This is a genomic window from Pseudomonas sp. NPDC089392, assembly GCF_044749595.1.
In the GTDB taxonomy this organism is placed as follows: domain Bacteria; phylum Pseudomonadota; class Gammaproteobacteria; order Pseudomonadales; family Pseudomonadaceae; genus Aquipseudomonas.
The window spans coordinates 34,784-54,916 of the sequence record NZ_JBIVIF010000043.1 but is presented as its reverse complement, the minus strand read 5'-3'; the positions used below and the strand labels follow the sequence as shown (position 1 = coordinate 54,916).

The 20,133-nt window shown below is 62.8% G+C and carries 16 protein-coding genes and 1 pseudogene; 11 read left to right on the top strand and 6 right to left on the bottom strand.

Annotated elements, in window-relative coordinates:
- The 4 genes from ACIP1G_RS26295 to ACIP1G_RS26280 form a co-directional block, all read left to right on the top strand.
- Positions 1-775 (top strand): bacteriophage T4 gp5 trimerisation domain-containing protein (locus tag ACIP1G_RS26295; protein WP_400742304.1); only part of this gene is annotated, 775 nt, incomplete at its 5' end.
- The gene (locus tag ACIP1G_RS26290; protein ID WP_400742301.1) at positions 775-1,653 is read left to right on the top strand and encodes a DUF4123 domain-containing protein; all 879 of its coding nucleotides are present in this window, start codon (positions 775-777) and stop codon (positions 1,651-1,653) included. The genes ACIP1G_RS26295 and ACIP1G_RS26290, both read left to right, overlap by 1 nt.
- Before the next feature lie 11 nt (positions 1,654-1,664).
- Positions 1,665-4,334, top strand: a complete 2,670-nt coding sequence (locus ACIP1G_RS26285; protein WP_400742298.1) for a T6SS effector BTH_I2691 family protein — start codon at positions 1,665-1,667, stop codon at positions 4,332-4,334.
- Entirely contained in the window at positions 4,334-5,473 is a 1,140-nt protein-coding gene (locus tag ACIP1G_RS26280) for a DUF6708 domain-containing protein (protein ID WP_400742295.1), read from the top strand. The genes ACIP1G_RS26285 and ACIP1G_RS26280 overlap by 1 nt, the downstream gene beginning before the upstream one ends.
- 320 nt (positions 5,474-5,793) lie before the next feature.
- Here the strand turns inward: ACIP1G_RS26280 and ACIP1G_RS26275 are convergent.
- The 6 genes and pseudogenes from ACIP1G_RS26275 to ACIP1G_RS26250 all read right to left on the bottom strand — a co-directional run bounded on the left by ACIP1G_RS26275 (position 5,794) and on the right by ACIP1G_RS26250 (position 12,193).
- Positions 5,794-7,074 (bottom strand): annotated as a pseudogene (locus ACIP1G_RS26275) (OprD family porin).
- Between the two features lie 43 nt (positions 7,075-7,117).
- Positions 7,118-8,434: an MFS transporter gene (locus tag ACIP1G_RS26270; protein ID WP_400742293.1), complete on the bottom strand. Its 1,317-nt coding sequence runs from the start codon at positions 8,432-8,434 to the stop codon at positions 7,118-7,120.
- Between the two features lie 67 nt (positions 8,435-8,501).
- Entirely contained in the window at positions 8,502-9,026 is a 525-nt protein-coding gene (locus ACIP1G_RS26265; RefSeq protein WP_400742290.1) for a gamma carbonic anhydrase family protein, read from the bottom strand.
- A gap of 12 nt (positions 9,027-9,038) precedes the next feature.
- Positions 9,039-10,229, bottom strand: a complete 1,191-nt coding sequence (locus ACIP1G_RS26260; RefSeq protein ID WP_400742288.1) for a CaiB/BaiF CoA transferase family protein — start codon at positions 10,227-10,229, stop codon at positions 9,039-9,041.
- Positions 10,230-10,253: 24 nt separating this feature from the next.
- On the bottom strand, positions 10,254-11,183 hold the full coding sequence (locus ACIP1G_RS26255) for a hydroxymethylglutaryl-CoA lyase (protein ID WP_400742285.1): 930 nt from the start codon (positions 11,181-11,183) through the stop codon (positions 10,254-10,256).
- A 98-nt stretch (positions 11,184-11,281) separates the two neighbouring features.
- Positions 11,282-12,193 (bottom strand): LysR family transcriptional regulator, encoded by a 912-nt coding sequence (locus ACIP1G_RS26250; protein WP_400742283.1) that lies wholly within the window; start codon positions 12,191-12,193, stop codon positions 11,282-11,284.
- Positions 12,194-12,575: 382 nt separating this feature from the next.
- Here ACIP1G_RS26250 and ACIP1G_RS26245 point away from each other — a divergent pair, with 382 nt between their 5' ends.
- The 7 genes from ACIP1G_RS26245 to ACIP1G_RS26215 all read left to right on the top strand — a co-directional run bounded on the left by ACIP1G_RS26245 (position 12,576) and on the right by ACIP1G_RS26215 (position 20,119).
- Positions 12,576-13,904, top strand: coding sequence for a hypothetical protein (locus tag ACIP1G_RS26245; protein WP_400742281.1), 1,329 nt, complete (start codon positions 12,576-12,578; stop codon positions 13,902-13,904).
- Between the two features lie 32 nt (positions 13,905-13,936).
- Positions 13,937-16,168, top strand: coding sequence for an Ig-like domain-containing protein (locus ACIP1G_RS26240; protein ID WP_400742278.1), 2,232 nt, complete (start codon positions 13,937-13,939; stop codon positions 16,166-16,168).
- Positions 16,169-16,183: 15 nt separating this feature from the next.
- On the top strand, positions 16,184-16,657 hold the full coding sequence (locus ACIP1G_RS26235) for a curlin (RefSeq protein WP_400742275.1): 474 nt from the start codon (positions 16,184-16,186) through the stop codon (positions 16,655-16,657).
- 16 nt (positions 16,658-16,673) lie between these two features.
- On the top strand, positions 16,674-18,119 hold the full coding sequence (locus tag ACIP1G_RS26230; RefSeq protein WP_400742272.1) for a curlin: 1,446 nt from the start codon (positions 16,674-16,676) through the stop codon (positions 18,117-18,119).
- A 226-nt stretch (positions 18,120-18,345) separates the two neighbouring features.
- Complete coding sequence (gene alkB, locus ACIP1G_RS26225; protein ID WP_400742269.1) at positions 18,346-19,020, top strand: DNA oxidative demethylase AlkB; 675 nt, start codon at positions 18,346-18,348, stop codon at positions 19,018-19,020.
- A 110-nt stretch (positions 19,021-19,130) separates the two neighbouring features.
- Complete coding sequence (locus tag ACIP1G_RS26220; RefSeq protein ID WP_400742266.1) at positions 19,131-19,418, top strand: hypothetical protein; 288 nt, start codon at positions 19,131-19,133, stop codon at positions 19,416-19,418.
- A gap of 86 nt (positions 19,419-19,504) precedes the next feature.
- Positions 19,505-20,119, top strand: coding sequence for a Yip1 family protein (locus tag ACIP1G_RS26215; protein ID WP_400742264.1), 615 nt, complete (start codon positions 19,505-19,507; stop codon positions 20,117-20,119).
- The last annotated feature ends 14 nt before the right edge of the window (positions 20,120-20,133 follow it).

Here is a 20,133-nt window from a genome sequence, read left to right as displayed (position 1 = left end):
CACCGGGCGCACCTACTGCGGCGATCAGCTCCCGCCTTACGACCTGCCCAAACACAAGACGCGCATGACCATCAAGAGCCAGACCCACAAGGGCAGTGGTTTCAATGAGCTGCGCTTTGAGGATGAACTGGGCAGGCAGGAAGTCTTCATCCACGCAGAAAAAGACCAGAACAACGTCGTCAAGCACGACGAAACCACGCAAGTCGGTAACGACCGCAGCGAACGTGTCGAAAGAGATGAGACTGTTTCAATTGGCCAGGATCGACGGGAAGATGTTGCCCGGGATGAGTCTGTCAGCGTCGGGCAGAACCGTGTACAAGAAATCGGCAATGACGACAGCCTGACCATTGGCCGGACCCATACCATCATCACCGGCCAGGACCGCATCGAACAGGTCGGCAACCATCGCCAGGACACCACCAAAGCCAACCATACGATAGAAATCGGTGGGCACCTGGAGCAGGTCGTGGCCGGTCACAGTACCTTGCAGACAGGTGAAGCCATCCGGCACACCACAAAAGTCTACGACATCCAGGTCAGCGAAAGCCTCACGATCAGGAGCCCGGCCGGCTTGCTGCGCATCGATGGCGCCGGCATCACGCTGGACGGCCTGGCGCTGGCCTTCAAGGGGCCACTCAGCCAGCAGGCAACGGGTAGCCAGCGCACGACATCGACCTCTGGCGTACCCGAGCCTGGCGAGCCCATTTGCCTCAGCTGCTTGCTGAAAGCGATCAAGCAAGGCCACAGCGTGATTCGCATGCAGGGAGCAAGCTGATGCCCAGCCCATTTGTCAGAGCAATGGTCGAGGTGCTGCGGGCATCCGACCGGTATCGCCTGAGCGCCATCGTGGAAATGGCCAATCTGTCCCCCAAGGCACAGGATGAACTGACCCGGCACTATGCGGACCGCTGCTTGCCGCTGTTGCAACAAGCCCAGTTCAGCAACCTGCGAACGGCAGGGCCCTGGCTGTTCGGATCGCGGCCCGGTTCCGATGTGTCGGCCCAGTACGATTTTCAATGGCAACTCGAGCAGCTTGCAGCGGGTGCGGTATGTGGCTGGGTCGTCAGTGCGCTACCAGCGGTGCAACTCGCCCGGCATTTGAGCCATGCCAATATAGTCACAGGCCCTGACGGCCATTCATACCTCCTGCGCTTTCACACCGCTGCAGCGCTGCAAGTGCTCGATACACACCGCGAGCTCCCAGGGATAAGCGAGTGGCTGGCCCCCATTCATCACTGGTGGTCACCGGTGGCGCACCCGAGCAAACGGTTGTGGCAGCAGATTTCCGGTGGCGATCAGCCTGCGGCCACACACATTCCGCCCATCACGCTGAACGAAGACTGCTGGGCCGAACTGGCAGGTGACCCGCTGAGCTACCAGCTTGCCGAATTGCTCAATGACGGGCAGTCCTGCCCGGCGCTGGCGGCTGTTTGTCACGGCACTCGGGTCGGCCTGATCCAGCACTATCTGGATGAAGCGCGCGAACAGGGCCTGGACCGTGAGGAAGACCTCATCAGCTATGTGCTCATGCTGGCTCGCGACGGCGAGCACCTCAGCAACTCAACAGCCTGGCAGGACGCGATTGCCGCCACGCGCGAGCAGCACACATCCCTGATGGACAATGTGCAGCGATTTCTGCGCACCAAGGACTGAGGTACACAAACATGGACTCTCTCAGCAAAACCCTCGATCTGTGCAAGCACATCACCGAGGGCTACCGCCCCGCTCTGCGCAACAGCCCCGTCGCCGACTGCACCCGCCGCTTCGAACTGCTGCCCCTGCGCTATGCCGCCATCGGTGGCAACCCGGCACAACGCGCCCGCCTGCCCAAATTGCCGGGCTACCTCAGCCCGTTCCAGGATGTCGGCGAGCTGACTAATTCCAGCTACGCCATCCGCCCACTGCGCGAGGGCTTCCTCTACCTGCTGATCAAGCGCCACAGCGAGCCCGCCTACCAATGGCACAGCCAGTACCGCGTAGCACCCAACGGCTCGCTGCTGCACATCAGCGCCGACGCGCCCTGGGCGCCAGCCCCCAGCGCAAGCAACATGGCCGAGATCATCCGCGGCTTTGGCTGGACCATCACCCTCTACGACCTCGACGACATCCAGGAACTGCGCCCGCTGTTCAGCCCGTCCCCGCTGACCCCGCGTATGCTCGACAACTACCGCCTGCTCGACGACGAGTACCGCAGCAGCTTGCCGGCCATTGATATCGCCCGTTTCATCCAGCCCTCCGATGCGCCACCGCAACCCCACGTTCTCAAGCACGATCAGCTGGGCTGGGTTGCCGACTTCAAGGCCCAGGGCGACGCAGACCTGCAAGCGCTGCTGGACCTGCAGCCGTTCAACAACGACCAGATCGTCTCGCCGCACGCGTCACGCCAAGCCCTGGCGCCGCTGGTGTATCAAACCAAGCCGCGTGGCGCAGCCATCGTCGTCGAGGACGCCATCGGCATTACCCAGGAACTCAATGCCTGGCGCAATGCTGCGGTCGACGAAGTGAAAACCCAGTGGCTACAGCGCGAGGTGGAGCCAGGCGTGGACAACGAACGCCGGCTACTGGTCGCGCAATCGTTTCTGGAGATCGAGAAGCTCTACCCGCAGATGGTGGCCGACCGGATCGTCAAGCAGGCGGTCATGGCTGAGAACGTTCGCAATCAACCGTTCGTCCACGCGGAAATCTACGCTTTTTCCGAACGGGCCAGGCAACAGGCTGATGCGCATGACGAGCAGATGAAACCGCACCTCGCCAAGTTCGAGCGCGATGTGCGCGCCAAGGTCCAGGCTCGCCAGGAGGCTGGCGAGTTCAGCAAGAAGTTTGAGCAGAAATACGGCCATCTGGTCGACCGCCAGGCCATGCACGATCAGCTGGAAGGTTTCGAGCAGGCGATGCAGCAGGCCCAGCAAGCCGCCGAGGAGCGGGCCAAGGATCATGCCCGCTGGGTGATCAGTGAACGTCTGTTGCAGGCGCTGGACCGCTACGACAATGCCGACCTGATCAATGGCCTGGCCTTTGCCGAGCAAACCGGCCAGTGCGTGATAGGCATGGAGCTTAGCGAATGGGGCGCGACGGTGCTGGACCACTGGTGGCGCAGTGACGTGGCGGATCGGGACAACCTGGCAATGCGTGGCATCACGTACAACCAGGACGATATTCGTGAGGAGCTTGCAGCATTGCGGGAAGCAGCGAAAGCTGAACCCCCTTCGGAATCATCGTTCGTGCTACGCGAGTCCCTGGCCCGGCAAGCGCATATCGCGGCCAATGCCTTCGGGCGAATCAACACGCTGTACGAAGAATTGCAGAACAGAAACAGCACGGCCAGCATCGGCTTGTATGCCTGGTACGTCGCGCTGGGCCGGCAAGTGCTGCGCACTGGAGCCCCCAACAGCGTGGACCGCGCCCTGCACCATGGCTTACGCCTGACACTGTTTGCTTCGGTGCATGAATCGGCTGTCGATATTCGCCTGGGTGAAGCGGCTCGCAACGGACAACCAATAGACCCTCAACGCAGCGCCGGCCAGGTTTCACGGTACCTCGACCAAGCCTGGGCTGAAGGGCTGATGCAGGCCGACAGCAAGAAGAGTGACTTCTACAAGGTGCGCGCCGCCGGCCTGGTATGCCTGCTTGAAGGTATGTTGATGGCCTTCAAGGCGCGAGAGCTGCCCGACAGTGATGCACGGGTCAAGACCGAACTCATGGCGGCGGCGATGACCACGGCTGCGGCGGGGTTTGAGATTGGCGCCAGTTATGTGGATCAAGTGGTAACGCGATACGGGGCGAAAAGCGTTACGGGGCGAGGGGCAGCAGCGGTCTTGGGGAGGTTGAAGCTTTGGGGGGCTAGTCTGGCTGGTGCAGGAGGATTTGTGTTTGCATGGTGGGATTTTGCAGATGCTGAAAAACATTTACGTGAAAGGCAAAATGATGAGTCGACTGCTCAAACAAACCACCTGGCTAACGCTTACCGCGCTCGTGGGATGGCAACAATAGCCCTTGGACTAGCAGAAGCAGGAACAGCCATAGCAATTGCGAAGCCTCTTTTCGACTATCTATCTCATAACGCCAAGTCCAAATTCGGAAGAATGCTTGCCACATCTATGGGAGCACTCGCAAAAAAACTAGGGACAAAAAGTGCTCGACTCTTACTCTCACGCCTAGTGCTCGGCGCTTTTTGGCTAGGCCTAATTCTGACGATTGTCATTTATCTCCTTGAAGACGATGCATTAGAAAAATGGTGCAAACGCAGTTGTTTCCGCGCTGCGAGAACATCAAAACTCCATGAAGAGCACGAAGAGCTAAGCGAGCTTCATTCAGCTTTTAGCGAGGTCATATAATGTATTTGATCGAATGGGGACTCTGGCAGACGGCAATCGAGGCAGAAGCGCTACGAAACGAATATGAAAAAGAAATGACCGCTTCTGAGATAAACGCAACGCGGGATTTTTATGAGCTTGACCTAGAGGAGGAAATGCATTTTCGAAGGGTCAGTGAAAGACCTTGCGCTCGCGGACCTGTTTACGCCTTCAATGAGACTTTTTTGGAAATGCGCTGCGGGGGCTCAGAGGAAAAGCGAGGGCTAATTACAATCATGACTCTGGTAGGCTTAGGCCCTATCATATACACCGGAGCCATCGTCACTGGAGGATCAATCTACTTTGATTTTTTTTCACCTCACGCAACCTCCCTCGTCAATATCATCGTAACTATAGTAATGAGCGCCTTGGACGGCGCCATCATTTATTTTTATCTAAGATTCGGACTTCAATTCACGCGATTAGAAATGCTTACTAGCCGCCATCTAATCATTCGTTTCAACCGAAAAACCCAGCAGGTTCATCTGCATCGACCTAACAGTTGCGGCGGCATCGTAACCTTTCCTTGGAGAACAACCGGCAGCACGGGGATCTATCCAGAAGATGATTCCCTAAGCGCCGGCATGCGACTCGGCCTTGTCTGGCACCCCAGCCTCACCGGCCTGCCGCACATGGAAATGGCCCTGGTCGGCAAGCAAGGCCAGGGCGGCAGCGAGCTGCGTGACGAGTGGGAATTCATCCGTCGTTACATGGAAGAAGGGCCGCATGCCGTCCCCCGCCCCCGCTTGAGCACTCAGCTCCCCTCGCCCATCCAGGCATTCAGCGCCCAGTTCGAAGGCCTTGGCCGTTTCTTCCGCAAAAGCAGCTGGCTGTTCAAGGTCGTCCTGCTAATGGTCTGGCCCGCCTTCGTCATCGTCGGTACCGGGCATTGGCTCAGCCTGATGCTGTGTTGGCGACCTCGCTGGCCAAAGGTGATCCGCGAGGCCGGCATGCCCGGCAAGGCCGTTCCCCCCGTAACCACCCTCAGCGACTACCCGCCAGCGATACAGGAGCGCCTGCTCGCCAATGCCGACCGCTGGCAGCTCAAGCCCGGCAAGAGCCCGGAGAAAAAGCCGCGCAAGCCACGTACGCGAAAGCCACAGGAGAACCGGTATTTGTAGGAGCGGCCTTGTGTCGCGATCGGGGCGCGCAGCGGCCCCAGCACTTTCGGTATGGGCATTGAAATCTGGCGCTGCTGCGCAGCCCATCGCGACACAAGGCCGCTCTCATAGAACTGCGCAGCGACTCTGTAGGAGCGGGTTTACCCGCGAACACCGGCGCAGCCGGTGCCATGCACCGCGTTAAATTCTTCGCGGGTAAATCGGACCGCCGCACCGCCGCTCCCACAGCGGTACGCGGAGCGCTTGCCAGTAACAGTTCTCTGCGCGACAGCGCAGCCCAAAGGGCTGGGTGATCTCCTACAGCGAGGGCGCGTCAGTTTTTAGAACTCGAACGTATACCCCACAATCACCCGATTCTCATCCGCCGCATCGGCAAAGTTCGAACGCATGCTCGCGTTGCGCCAGCGCAGCGACACATTCCTGAGCGGCCCCGATTGCACCACGTAGGTGATATCCGTGGTCCGCTCCCACTCCCGCCCCTCCCCGTCCCGCGTCGCCAAGGCCCTGCCTTTGGCGGTGGCGATGCGCTGCGGGGCCACCTGGTCTCCCTTCACATAACGCACATTGAAGGTAAGCCCCGGGATGCCCAGCGCGGCGAAGTTGTAGTCATAGCGCAGCATCCACGCCCGCTCATTGGCCAGGGCGAAGGTGCTGACCTGCTGTTCGCTGAACAGGTAAGTATCAGTGCCGCCCACATAGGCATACGCCGTATCACCACGGCCTTTCTGATACCCGCCGCTGAACGTATGGCCCTGAACGTTGTAACCGAAGTTGGTGCTGAGAGTCTGGTTGTCGACCTCGCCCAGCAGCGCTCGCCCCTGCTCGCGGGCGCTGAACCAGCGCCACTCGGTGAACACCTCCCCCGGCCCCAAAGCGGTCTAGAGCTTGAACCCGGCAAAATCCCGACGGAACAGATCCTTGAGGTCACTGGCATGCAGGCTCAAGGTCAGGTTGGCCAGTGGCTGATAATCGACACCCACGTAGTACAGCCGGTCAGCGGTGACCGTTGCCGAATAGGCCCCCTGCTGCGCCATGGCGGTCAGGTCCTCGAAGTCGGTTGAATCACGCAACTTGGTGGCATCCACCTGCAGCAACGTGAACGTAAACCGGTCCAGGTCCTTGCTGACCAGTTGCGCGCCGTTGAACCACTGGGGGAACAAGCGGCTGTTGTTGGACGCCAGCAACGGCAGCTGCGGGCTCAAGCCACCGACCTTCAACTCGGTCTGCGACAGCTTCGCCTTGAAGGCTGCGACAGCCTTGGCGTAGTCATCCGCAGCACGTTTGTCGCTACCCCGGGGCAACAGGCCAGTGCCGCTGCGGTCGGGTGACGAATCCAGCTTGAGCCCGAGCATGCCAGCTGCATCCAGGCCGAAGCCGACCACGCCCTCGGTATAACCGGACTGCAGACGCAGCATGAAACCCTGGGCCCATTCACCACGCCGGGATTGCGTGGCGCTGTCGCCGTGAAAGTCGCGGTCGAAATAGAAATTGCGCAGTTCCAGGCTACCTTGGCCGTCTTCGATGAAGCCGGCCTGGGCGGTTTGGCAGGCGCAGCAAAGCGCCGCGAGCATCAGCGATGCCCGCCGGGAGAGAATGATCATGGGTGTGCCTTGTTCTTGTTGTTGTGCGAAGACTCAACGCCATTCAGCTTTTGGGGTTGCGCACGTAGCGCATCACCACCAGGCAGGCAATCAGGATCAGCGGGGCGATGGACAGCATGCCCATGTAAGTACTGCCCGTGACGTCATTGATCTTGCCCACCATCACAGGCGCGACGATACCGCTCAGCTGACCGACCGAGTTGATCGCGGCGGTGCCAGTGGCAATCGCCAACCCTGAGAAGGTGGATTGCGGAATGGTCCAGAAGATCGGGATGGCGATGAAGGTGCCAGCGGTGGCCAGCACCAACGCGGCCATCATCGCCACGGACGAGTCGGAGAACAGGCACGCCAGCAGGTACCCCATGGCGGCCGCGAGCAGGCAGTACACCAGGTAGCGCTTGCGCTCGCCGGTGCGGTCGGAGCGGCGCGTCAGCCACACCATGCCGATGCAGGCCACCGCATAAGGCAATGCCGACAGTACGCCAACCCAGAGCATGTCCTGCACCCCCGAGGACTTGATCAGGTGCGGCATCCAGAAATTCAGGCCATACGACGCGGTTTTGACCACGTAGTAGATGAACGCCATGATCGCCACTTCGCGGGTCAGCAGTACCCGCCAGATCGAACCGAGGATGGGTTTTGCGGTGCGTTTGTCCTGGGCCAGGTTCTCCGCCAGCAGGTCCTTCTCCTCACGGCTCAGCCATTTCGCCGCTTCGATGTCGCGGTCCAGTTTCCACAGCACCAGCAGGCCCAGCAACACGCACGGCAGCCCGGACATCAGGAACAACCAGTGCCAGCCGGCCAGGCCCAGCACGCCGTCCATGGTCCCCAGCAAAAAGCCGGCCGCCGGGCCACCCACTGCGCCGGCCAGCGGCACGGCCAGGAACCACAGGCCATTCATCTTCGCCAGGTGCTTGCGGGGGAACCAGCACGCCAGGTAGAACAGGATCGCCGGGCCGAAACCGGCCTCCATCACGCCGATCAGAAAACGCAGGAAGTACAGGGTGTACTGGGTGTAGGCAAACACCAGCGCAGCCGTGGCCAGGCCCCACGACACCATGATCCGGCAGATCCACGCCGGTGCCCCATAGCGCTTCAGGCCGAAACTGCTGGGTACTTCAAACAGCACGTAGCCGACAAAGAACATGCTCGCGGCCAGGCCGTAGGCGGCATCGCTCAGGCCCAGTTCCTGCTGCATCTGGGCTTTGGCGAAACTGATGTTGATGCGGTCGAAGTACGAGAACAGGAAGCAGATGATGGCCAGCGGCATGATGCGCCAGGCCACGCGGCGGTATAGCAGCAGTTCGTTGATGTGACTGTCGTTGCGCTCACGCGCCAGTTCGCCGGTCATGGCAACCATGGTGGATCTCCATTCTTGTAATTATTGGAGAGCAGCGACGCCTCTGCGGGCGCCGCTTGCAGGTTTTTCAGCGGATACGGACCAGCTTTTCCTTGAAGGCCTGGCCTTTGCTGACGTACTCGGCAGCGTTGCGTTGCATGCCGGCGATGGCTTCTGGCGCCAGTTCGCGCACCACCTTGGCCGGTGCCCCGAGGATCAGCGAGTTGTCGGGGAACACCTTGCCCTCGGTGACAATGGCCCCAGCACCGACCAGGCAGTTTTTGCCGATGACCGCGCCATTGAGCACCACGGCCTGGATGCCGATCAGCGCGCCATCGCCGATGGTGCAGCCGTGCAGCATCGCTTGGTGGCCGATGGTCACCCCCTGCCCCACGGTCAGCGCAAACCCCGGGTCTGCATGCAGCACCGCGCCCTCCTGCACGTTGCTGTGCTGGCCGATGCGGATCGGTTCGTTGTCCCCGCGCAACACCGCCTGCGGCCATACGCTGACGCCCTGTTCAAGGGTAACGTCGCCAATGACGCTGGCATCCTCGGCAACGAAGGTTTCCGGGTGCAAGGTGGGCGCAAGGCTGTCGTATTGGTAAATCGCCATTTCAAGCCCTCCTCAGGCCGCGTCGTCGGTTTTCAGCACACCGGCCGCGCACAGCTGGGCAATGTGCGCGTCGCTGTAGCCCAGCTCACGCATCACCTGGTGGGTATGCTCGCCAATCCGCGCGATGGCCCGGCGTGGCTGCAGGCGCTGGCCGTCCAGTGACAGCGGCAGCAAAGGCATCGGCGTGTGGCTGCCGTCTTCCAGTTGCAGGTTGGCCATGCCACCGCTTTGCTGCAGGTGCGGGTCGTCGAACAGCTCTTCCGGGCGGCGGATCGGCGCAAAGGGAATGCCGTTGGCCTCCAGTTGCAGCGCCAGTTGCCCCGCGTCCAGCGGCGCGAACACCTCGGCCAGGTGCGCCAGCAGCCGAGGCCGTTGCAACACGCGGTCGTTGTTGGTCGCCAGGCTCGGGTCGTCGAGCAAGGCGGTCTGCCCCAGTAGCTCGCACAACGCATGCCACTGCCCCTCACCGGTGGCGGCGACGAACATCTGCTCGCCACCGGCGAAGGTGAACACGTCATAGATGGCCCAGGCACTGATGCGGTTAGGCATGGGCGCCGCCGCCTCACCGGTGACCACGTACTGCTGCATGTGCTGGGCAGCCAGCAGTACGCAGTTCTCGTACAGGGCGCTTTGCACCTCGCGACCGTTGCCGGTGGTATGGCGCTCGTTGAGCGCGGCCAGTACACCGATGGCGCCGAACATGCCACCCATGATGTCGTTCACCGAACTGCCCGCGCGCAGTGGGCGGCCCACTGGCCCGGTCATGTAGGCCAGGCCGGCCATCATCTGCACCACCTCGTCCAACGCCAGGCGGTTGTCGTAGGGGCCGCTGAGGAAGCCCTTGTGCGAGGCATAGATCAGCCGAGGGTTGCGCTGGCGCAGCGCAGCGTAGTCCAGGCCCAGCTTGTGCATTCGCCCGGGCTTGAAGTTCTCGATGAACACGTCGGCGGTATCCACCAGCTGCAACACGGCCTCGCGGCCTTCGGGCGTTTCGACGTCTACGGCAATGCATTGCTTGTTGCGGTTGAAGGTGCGGAAGAAACCCGCCCCGGCACCCAGCAGCCGGCGCGTACCATCCCCGCGCACGGGCTCGATCTTGATCACTTCGGCGCCAAGGTCACCGAGGATCATGCCGCAAGTCGGGCCCATGACCATGTGCGAAATCTCGACGACACGGATGCCGTCCAAGGGAAGTGTGGACATCGTGGTACTCCTTGTTCGGGCAGGTCAGGCGTGCTGTGCGGCCTGCGCAAAGTTCAACGGCAAGCCGGCGCGCGCGATACAGCCGTAAAGGGCCTCGCCCGGCAGCGCGTCGCTCAACACCTGGCGTGACGTGATCAGTGCAGGCAGGTCGATGCCGGTGTCGTAGCCCATGCTCTGCAGCATGAACACCAGGTCCTCGGTGACCGTATTGCCAGAGGCGCCTGGGGCAAATGGGCAGCCGCCCAGGCCGGCCAGCGAGGCATCCAGCTCGCGGATGCCCTGCTGCACGGCGACCAGGCTGTTGGCCAGAGCCAGGCCACGGGTGTCATGGAAGTGCGCAGCCTTCAGGCGCTCACCGGCAATCGCCCGCACGGCCTGAAGCACCGTTGCCACCTGGCCCGGGTTGGCGTAGCCGGTGGTATCGCCCAGCGAGACCAGGTCGCAACCGGCCTCGATCACCTGACGGGTCAGCGCGCAAAGGTCGGCCAGCGGCACCTCACCCTGGCGGGTGCAGCCAAAGGCAACTGACATGCCGGCCATGACCTGTACCTCATGCCGGCCCATTTCAGTACGCAGTTGGCACATGCGCCCCAGTTCTTCGACCATCTCCATGGGCGTACGGCGTACGTTGGCCAGGCTGTGCGCCATGCTGACCGATACCGGGGCGACGATGCGATGCGCGCCGGACTCCAGCGCATCCCTGGCCCCGCGCAGGTTCGGGGCCAGCACGGTCACTTGCAGCCCCGGGTATGTGAGGGCATGGGCCACCACTTCGCGGGCATCGGCCATTTGCGGCAGCACGCGCGCCGGCACGAACGAGGCCACTTCCATGTGGCGCACGCCGGCGGCATAGGCAGCGTCGACCCAGCGGCGTTTGGCTGCCGTCGGCATGATCGCCTGCAGGCTCTGCAGGCCATCGCGCATGCCGACTTCGTTGATTGTTATTGTTGTCATCACGGTCTCTCTGTCTCAAGCGTTGCGCCAGACTAAGAGCTGGATGGCGGGCAGAAAAGACGTGTTTCACGGGCTGATCCATCGTCAGCCACGATGGATCAGCCCGCAGCTTGCCAGGCCGGCGCGCGCAGCAGCAGGTGGTCCAGCAGGCGCCGCGCCGACAGCGACAAGGTGTGCCGGTCACGCATGCAGATGACGAACTCGCCCAATGCCCAGTCGTCAGTCAGCGGAATCACCCGCAGGTCGAACAACGCCGCATAGCGGGCCACGGCTTCCTGGGGGAACACCGCCAGGCCCAGGCCGAACTGCACCAGGCGATACGCCGCATCGAACGATGACACGTACGAGCGAAACCGCAGCTCCCGGCCGGCCTTTTCGGCACTCTTGCGCATGAAGGTGTTGAGGGTGGCGAACGCCGACAGGCCCAGATGCTCATAGGCCAGCGTCTCTTCAAAGGCAACCTGGCTGCGCCCGGCCAGGGGGTGGTCGGCGCTGACCACAACGGCCAGGTGGTCCTGGCGGTATGGCACGAACTCCAGGTCACCCACCGCCATGGACTTGCGGCAGATGCCCAGGTCTGCGCTGCCCTCGGCCACGCCGCGTACCACATCGGGGCTGAAACGCTCTTCGATATCGGCCTGGATCAGCGGGTGCTCCAGCATGAACGCCGACAGCTCTTCAGGCAGGAACTCCATGATCGACGACACATTGGCCAGCACCCGCACATGGCCGCGCGCGCCTTCGGCGTATTCGCTCAGTTCACTGTCCAGGCGTTCCATGGCGCGGGTCATTTCCCTGGCATGGCGCAGCAGGGCCAGCCCTGCCGGGGTCGGTTCCACGCCGCGCTTGCTGCGTGTGAGCAACGCTGTGCCGAAGCGTGCCTCGATGTCGGAAATGCGCTTGCTGACCGCCGATGGCGCCATGAACGCACGCTCGCCGGCGCGGGCGATGGTGCCTTCTTCACAGACGACGATGAACAGGTTCAGGGACAGGTGGTCGAGGGGCTGCATTGCTTGGCTCGGCTAGGAGATGGAAGGCCGAAGCAATGTAGCAAAAACATCAACGGCCTGTGGGAGCGGGCACGCCCGCGAAGAATCCAACGCGGTGCATGGCACCGGCTGCGCCGGTGTTCGCGGGTAAACCCGCTCCCACAGAGTCCCTGCCAGGTCGATCAGTTTTGGCCCTCATGATTGGGTTGAGGATGCCTACCCCAATCCCCCAAATCTGGGGGAACGGGACCCACCGTCAATCGCCGGGAAATTTCCCTTCGTAGAAACTGGATCCCTTATCCCACAAGGCCTTCAGCGGCATTTTCACGGTTTGGCACGCCTATTGCCGATCTCCTGTCAGACGCCCCAAGTCCATGGGCCCGTTTGCAGGAGGAAGTGACTCATGCTCCGACCGATACCCCACCCGCTGGCAGTCGCGATTTTCGCCGGCATGCTGCAACTCCCGGCGCAGGCCGCCTTGAATGCTGTCGATCAAGGTGCCTACCTACCCGCTAACGGCGGTTTCCCCGCCTGGTACCAGGACAGTCACGGTCGTACGCTTGACCTGTGCCTGACCAAGGCCGTCAGCTCTCGTGTCGCCGGCGCACCCGGCGCACCGTCGTACATGTGCACGCTGCTGCCAACCCCCGGTGTGTTCGACGATACCCAGCCTATCGTCTTCCCCACCAACTTCCCTGACGAAGCATTCTGGTTTACCGCTGACGCCTCCATCGTCGACGCCGCCCGCGGCATCGACCTAGGCTACGGCACCGCGATCGAAGCGGCGTTTGCCGCAGAAGAACCGGTCGAAGGTGACCAGGTCAGCTTCGCCCGGGTACGCATCCGGGTCGACGTGCCAACTGCCGGCACCTATGTGATCACCCACCCCTACGGCGTCGAAGTGTTCGACGTGCCAGCCGCAGGGCGCCGGGCGATCAACATGACCCGCGACATCGGCATCGCCGGCGCAGGCGACTTCACCGGTGCGCTCAAGGGCGACGTCGGGCCATTCCTGCGCAGCGTCAACGGCCCCTACACCGAAGGCAACGAACGCTTCATCGGTGACCCGAACCTGGAAGAACGGGTAACCGGTAGCCCGTTCAACACCAACTTCGTACGCATCGAAGGCCCCGGTGGCATTGACCTGCGCACCGAACTGTTCTCGATCTCGGGCAAGCTCTCGACCGTCGCCCTGCCTACCCCGCTGATGCCACAACGCAGCACCTATTCACGGCACACCGAGGATGGCAACCTGCGTGCCCAGCAAGACATCTTTGTCATGGCCCCGCCGCCACCCGGCAGTGTCACCCTGACCAGCCAGACGCCAAACCTCAACCTCACCGAGGCCAATGGCACCGGCGCCTGGTACGCCCAGTCGGCCCTCGACCCGGCTGCCGGCACCATCCTGACGCTGACCGCCGACAACAGTGTGGCTATCCCCACCAGCAGCCTGACCACCAGCAACGTGCCGCTGACCGACCTGGTCACCATCACCCAGGCCCAGTACAGCCTGTCCACCGGTGAACTGACCTTGGTAGCCAGTACCAGCGACGAAACTTCCCCACCCGTACTGAAAGCGCAGACCGGCAACGGCACGGCAATCGGCAACCTGAGCGGCAGTGGCGCAGTGAAGACGTTGGTCACCGGCCTGACGCCCGTTCCGCCGGCCAAAGTGGAAGTCATCAGTAGCAACGGCGGTAGCGACACCGAAGACGTGGTGCTGGTGCCATGAACAGACAAAGGCTCAGCCTTCAAGGAGGCAGCATGAACACTTGGTCGCGCCGTGCGCTGTTCGCCGCCGGTTTCTCCCTCACCATTACCAGTGCCGCCTTCGCCGCGCTGTCTGATGTCGACCCGGGCCCCTACACCTTTGCCACTGGCGGCTACCCAATGTGGTACAAGGACAGCCTCAACCAGTCCCTGGAACTGTGCCAGTCGCGAGCCACCAGTTCGCGAGTTCCGGGTACGCCGGCCGCCCCGTCCTACATGTGTACCCTGCTGCCAGAGCCGGGCATCTACGACGACGCCCTGCCGCTGGTGTTCCCCGACAACTGGCCACCGGAAATGTTCTGGTTCCTGGCCGAGGCGACCATCCCTGCAGTGGGCAACAGTGGCTATGAACTGGATGCCTACGTGGCCGGCGTGGAAGCGGCCTTCGCCGCAGAAAACCCGGTCGATGGCGACCAGCAGAGCTTCGCTCGCATTCGCATCCGCGTCTCGGTGCCGCGCGCCGGTACCTACACCATCACCCACCCCTATGGCGTAGAGACGGTCAACGTCACCACGCCCGGTCGGCGGGCGATCAACATCACTCGCGACATCGGCATCGGCGCACCGGGCAACTTCCGCGGCGCGCTCAACGGCGCCATCGGGCCATGGTTGCGCGGTGTTGGCGGGCCATACCCGGAACTCAACCCGGACACCGGCGCCACCGACCTCTTCATCGGCGACCCGAACCGGCCCGAAGCCGTAGTCGGCAGCCCGTTCGACACCAACTATATCCGCATCGACGGCCCACCCGGCCGTATCGAAACCTCGCTGTTCACGGTCTCGGGCAAGGTGCTGGACGAACGTGCGCAAACGCCGGTTACGCTCGAACGCGCCACCTACTCGCGCAACGGCAACGGCACCCGTGTGGAAGTGTTCGCCAAGGCCCCCAAAGAGGCCGGCCTGTGCATGCGCAATGGCCTGGCACTGATCGGCACCCCGCCTGTGCCTTGCCAATACGACCTGATCACCGACGACAGCGGGCTGTTCTTCACCCAGCAGCTCAGCCAGGACCCGCCACCGCCGGTTGTGGTGGTCACCGCCAGCAACAGCACCGCCGGCACCCAGCCGACCGCGCTTTCGAGCAAACTCACCGACGTGGTCAAGGTCAGCACCGCACGCTACGAATGGGCCACCAAACGCCTGGTGATCGAGGCCCGCTCCAGTGACGAGGTGGTGGTCCCGGACCTGCTGGCCCAGGGCTACGGCCGCATGTCCAAGCAGGGCGCGCAGCAAAGCCTGACCGTCAACGACGTGGCGCAGCCGCCGGCCACCATCACGGTCAAGTCGGCGCACGGCGGCAGCGACGTCGAGCCGGTGGTCGTGGTCGGCACTGCCCCGGTCGAAGCGGCCAACCAGCCGCCACTCGCCCAGGCCGATGGTGCCAACACCAGTGTCGGTATCCCGATCACCCTCAACCTGCTGCAGAACGACAGCGACCCGGACGGCAACGTGCCGCTGGCCATCAGCGACCTGACCCAGCCCGGTACCGGACTTGGCGGCGTGGTGATGAACGGCACCACCTCGGTTACCTACACCCCGCCAGCCGGGGCTACGCAACCGCTGGTGGCCATCTTCAATTACCGGGCGGTGGACGCCAAAGGCCTGAAGTCGGAACCGGCCACGGTCACCATCAACGTCGCGCCTAACCAGGCACCAACCGCCAACCCGGAAACCGTTGCCACCCTGGCTGTGCCATTGACCATCAACGTGCTGGCCAACGACACCGATCCGGAAGGCAACGTACCGCTAAGCGTAGGCAACATCACCCAGCCAGCGACTGGCCGAGGCACGGTCAGCACCGACGGCACCACGGTGACCTACACCCCACCGGCCACGGTGACCACCGCCTTCACCACCACCTTCACCTACCAGGCTCGTGACTCGCTGGGGGCGCTGTCCACCCCGGGCACGGTCACCGTCAACGTGTCGCCACGGCCCGCCGCCGAAACCTTCGCGGTCACGGCAGCCACGGTCACGGCACGCTCCAACAACCGTTTCAACTGGGACCTCAGCGGTACCTCGTCGGTAACCACCGGCAACACCGTCACCGTGCGGGTGACCACCACCACCGGCGTGCAAACCTTGGGCACCGCCACAGTACCGTTGACCGGTCGCTGGCGCCTGTCGGTCAGTAACAGCACCACGGTGATCCCGACTGCCGCGCCGACGGCGACGATCACCACCAGCCAAGGCACCAGCCGCACCGTCAACGTTGTCGTGCAGTAAAGGCCGGAGGCTGCGATGAAACGCCTGTATCCCTTGCTGCTCAGCCTGGCCCTGGTGGGCCAGGCCAGCTGGGCCGATGACCTGATGGACAATGCCGACCTCGCGCCCGGCAACGACCTCGGTGAACCGGTGATCATCCGCCTGCTGCCGGTCGGCGCCGGCCAGGCCGCGGTGATCGAGCAGCAAGGGTCGGGCAACCGCGCCGCCCTCGACCAGAACGGGCAGGCCCTGCTGGGCCGCATCGTCCAGGCCGGTGGCGCGCAGGAAGCGTACATCTTGCAGGAAGGCAGTGACCTGATGGCCGTTATCAGCCAACAGGGATATGGCAACAACGCATCGATCCGCCAGAGCGGCAGCAGCAACAGCGCAGCCATCGAACAGATCGGTAACGACAACAGCGCCAGCATCGTGCAGTCCGGCACAGGCCTAAACAGCTCTGTGAGCCAGAACGGCAATGGCCAGCATGTTCAGATCACTCAATACAGATAGACCTGGAGGCACCACCATGTACAAGCTCGCTCCCCTAAGTGTCGCTATTGTCCTGGCCCTCGCAGGTCAGGCCATGGCTTCTGACAGCACCTCGTCCCAGACTCAGGACGGTAAGGAAAACAAAGCCGAAGTCACCCAGACCCTGGCGCCGTTCGCTTCTGCCACGCAAAACCAGACCGGCAAGGGCCACAACCACCTGGCGGTCCAGGAAAACAGCACCAGCGACATCCAGCAGACCGCCACGGGTTCGTACAACGCTGGCTACGGTGAGCAGCTGTACGAGAACGGCAGCCAGATCACCCAGCAGGCCGGTGGCAGTTACAACGACGCTTTCGCCAGCCAGTCCCTGGGTGTGAACAACACATCGCTGCAAACCCAGCAAGGCAGCGAAAACGCCTCGACCGTGTGGCAGGACAGCCAAGAAGGCAGCAAGGCCACTACCACTCAGTCTGGCCAGCGCAACACAGCCTTCATCGAGCAGACCTTCGGCGGCATCAACAACCAAAGCAACGTCAACCAGACCGGCCAGGACAACTATGCCGCCGCCGAACACCTGAACCACGTCGACGGCAATATCCAGGTTTTCCAGGACGGCCACGACAACTGGGCCTATGGCGACCAGCGTGAAGGCACCGGCGGAACCATCGGCATTGGCCAATACGGTGGTGGCAACTCGGTGGAAGTGTGGCAAGACACCCAGATTGGCAGCCAGGCGACCGTGACCCAGACTGGCCAGTCGAACGAAGGCTATATCGACCAGAGCTTCGGCATGGGCAACACCGCCAGCCTGTCGCAAAAAGGCACCGCCAACGCCAGCTGGTCGGACCAGTTCGAGACCAACAACTCGAACACCACCATTACCCAGACCGGCAGCAACAACCTGCACTTCACCTACCAGAACGGTGAAAACCTCAACCTCACCATCAACACCAAGGGCGATGGCAACAGCGTTACCGCCAGCAACTGGAAAGGCGCCAAGATGGGCGGCCAGTTCGGTACCGACCAGACCGCCACCATCAACCAGAACGGCAAGAACAACAGCGTCAACCTGACCCAGAACGGCGACAACCAATTGGCCACGCTGGGCCAGCAAGGCAAAGGCAACCAGATGTCGACCAAGCAGGCCGACAGCAACAACGAGCTGTACTTCGAGCAGAACGGCACCGACAACATCCTGGTCGCCGACCAGCGTGGCACCGACAACTATGCCTACGGCAATAGCCAGGGCACCGGCAACTCGATCACCCTCGACCAGTCCGGCTACAGCAACCAGAGCATCACCAACCAGCTGTACGGTAGCGGCAACGAAGCCACCATCAAGCAGACTGACAGCATCAACGTCGCCTACGTGACCCAAGGAGGCCAGGGCAACAAGGCGTTCGTAGACCAGAGCGGTATCGCGCAAACCGCCACCATCACCCAGCTGGGCAGCACGAACCTGGCAACTGTGACCCAGAAGTAAGCGTCTCCCCCTTGAACCGCGGTGCTCCTCTCCCTGGTGCCGCGGTTCCTTTTTTTCCTGTGCCGTTTCTTGTTTGTTTTACCGGCCTATTCGCGGGTGAACCCGCTCCTACAGGATCAACACAGGTCCGAAATCTGTGTGGTCCCTGTGGGAGCGGGTTCACCCGCGAATAGGCCAGACCTGCCAAGCGCATTACAATGGGCCTACCCAACCCGACACCTATCCCATGATCCAGTCCGACCTCGACCTGTTCGGCCCCCAGCCGCAACGCCTGGCCAGCCACACCGTGCTGCTGCCCGGCTTCGCCCTGGCCGAAACCGAGGCGCTGCTCGACGCCCTGCGCCCGGTGCTGCGCGCCGCGCCGTTCCGGCACATGCACACCCCGGGTGGCCTACGCATGGCAGTAGGCCTGACCAACTGCGGCACGCTAGGTTGGGTAAGTGATGAACACGGCTACCGCTACAGCCCCAGCGACCCGCTCAGCGGCAAACCCTGGCCTGCCCTGCCCCCGGTGCTGCTCAGCCTGGCCAGCCGCGCTGCGGCCATGGCCGGGTTCGACGGCTTCGTGCCCGATGCCTGCCTGGTCAACCATTACCTGCCCGGCACCCGCCTGAGCCTGCACCAGGACCGCGACGAACAGGACTTCGGCCAGCCGATCGTGTCGGTGTCGCTGGGCTTGCCCGCGGTGTTCCTGTTCGGTGGTTTGCAGCGCGCCGACAAAAGCCAGCGCATTCCCCTGAACCACGGTGATGTGCTGGTCTGGGGCGGTGAAGACCGCTTGCGCTTTCATGGCGTACAGCCCATCAAGCCCGGCGTGCATCCGCGCCTGGGTGAACGGCGGATCAACCTGACCTTGCGCAAGGCGGGCGCAAACCAGATGAACGCACATGAAACAGTTTGAACATCTTGGCCAGGCAAGCTTCAAACAATAAGCCGCGCCCACTTCTGCCTGGAGCCTGCCATGCGCTACCTGCCCTGTTCCTTCAGCCCCTGCACCGGTACCGCGCGCCCATGAAAATGCCCGGTCGCGCGCCCAATGCCTCGCTGCAACTCGATTACGTACGTGACACCCTGTTCGGCCCGGTGGCGCAGAGCGTGGAGTGCCAATGCCAGCTCGCCCCCCTCAACCTGCAAGGCCGCCCGGCGCTGCGCCTGCATATCTGCCCGCCGCTGCCCGACAAGGTCGACCGCGCCCACAGCGTGGCCTTCATGTGGGACGGGCGCAGCTACCACGGCGTGGTCCGCGACCACGGCAAGTGCGGCGATGGCGGCCTGAACCTGTTGCTGGAACTGCAGTAAGCCGATCAACGGCGGCCAACCTGGCTGAACCCACCGGGCGCGGCATGTCTCCATAGCAAAAGGGCCCACGCCTGCCGGAGAACGCCATGAACAGTCCGTTGCTCAAGCTCTTCACCCACCCCGCCGACGCCTGGCTGGACATTCGCCGGGCTGAAGAAGATCACCCGCAGCAATACCTGCCACGCCTGCTGGCCCTGGCGCTGATCCCCGCCGTTTGCCTGTTCGTTGGCACCACCACCTTCGGCTGGAGCCTGGCGGCCGAAGAGCGGGTACGCCTGAGTATGGGCAGCGCCGCGCAACTGGCAGGCCTGCTATACGCCACCACGGTGGTCGGGGTGATGCTGATGGGGGTGATGATCCGCTGGATGTCTCGCGGCTTCGATGTGCAGCCCAGCCTCAGCCAGTGCATCGGCTTTGCCGCGTACTGCGCCACGCCGTGGTTCTTTGCCGGGGTGGTCGGCCTGGTGCCCATTCGCTGGCTGGCCTTCGCAGCGCTGATCGCAGCCTCGGCTTATGCCAGTGTATTGCTGTATGGCGGGTTGCAGACGTTCCTGCGGCTGAAGAAGGAACAGGCCATGCTGTTCGCCACTTGTGTCTGGGGTGTGGGGTTATTGCTGCTGGTGACCATGCTGGTGGCGATGATCCTGTTCTGGTTCAACGGCCTGATGCCGGAATACGTACGCCCGGCCAGCCTGGGCTGACCGGGGCACGGCGG

Coding starts and splice junctions, on each gene's coding strand:
- ACIP1G_RS26235 (WP_400742275.1), top strand. CDS start 16,184: ATGAAACGCCTGTATCCCTTGCTGCTCAGCCTGGCCCTGGTGGGCCAG.
- ACIP1G_RS26280 (WP_400742295.1), top strand. CDS start 4,334: ATGTATTTGATCGAATGGGGACTCTGGCAGACGGCAATCGAGGCAGAA.
- ACIP1G_RS26255 (WP_400742285.1), bottom strand. CDS start 11,183: ATGACAACAATAACAATCAACGAAGTCGGCATGCGCGATGGCCTGCAG.
- ACIP1G_RS26290 (WP_400742301.1), top strand. CDS start 775: ATGCCCAGCCCATTTGTCAGAGCAATGGTCGAGGTGCTGCGGGCATCC.
- ACIP1G_RS26230 (WP_400742272.1), top strand. CDS start 16,674: ATGTACAAGCTCGCTCCCCTAAGTGTCGCTATTGTCCTGGCCCTCGCA.
- ACIP1G_RS26260 (WP_400742288.1), bottom strand. CDS start 10,229: ATGTCCACACTTCCCTTGGACGGCATCCGTGTCGTCGAGATTTCGCAC.
- ACIP1G_RS26245 (WP_400742281.1), top strand. CDS start 12,576: ATGCTCCGACCGATACCCCACCCGCTGGCAGTCGCGATTTTCGCCGGC.
- ACIP1G_RS26240 (WP_400742278.1), top strand. CDS start 13,937: ATGAACACTTGGTCGCGCCGTGCGCTGTTCGCCGCCGGTTTCTCCCTC.
- ACIP1G_RS26220 (WP_400742266.1), top strand. CDS start 19,131: ATGAAAATGCCCGGTCGCGCGCCCAATGCCTCGCTGCAACTCGATTAC.
- ACIP1G_RS26285 (WP_400742298.1), top strand. CDS start 1,665: ATGGACTCTCTCAGCAAAACCCTCGATCTGTGCAAGCACATCACCGAG.
- alkB (WP_400742269.1), top strand. CDS start 18,346: ATGATCCAGTCCGACCTCGACCTGTTCGGCCCCCAGCCGCAACGCCTG.
- ACIP1G_RS26215 (WP_400742264.1), top strand. CDS start 19,505: ATGAACAGTCCGTTGCTCAAGCTCTTCACCCACCCCGCCGACGCCTGG.
- ACIP1G_RS26265 (WP_400742290.1), bottom strand. CDS start 9,026: ATGGCGATTTACCAATACGACAGCCTTGCGCCCACCTTGCACCCGGAA.
- ACIP1G_RS26250 (WP_400742283.1), bottom strand. CDS start 12,193: ATGCAGCCCCTCGACCACCTGTCCCTGAACCTGTTCATCGTCGTCTGT.
- ACIP1G_RS26270 (WP_400742293.1), bottom strand. CDS start 8,434: ATGGTTGCCATGACCGGCGAACTGGCGCGTGAGCGCAACGACAGTCAC.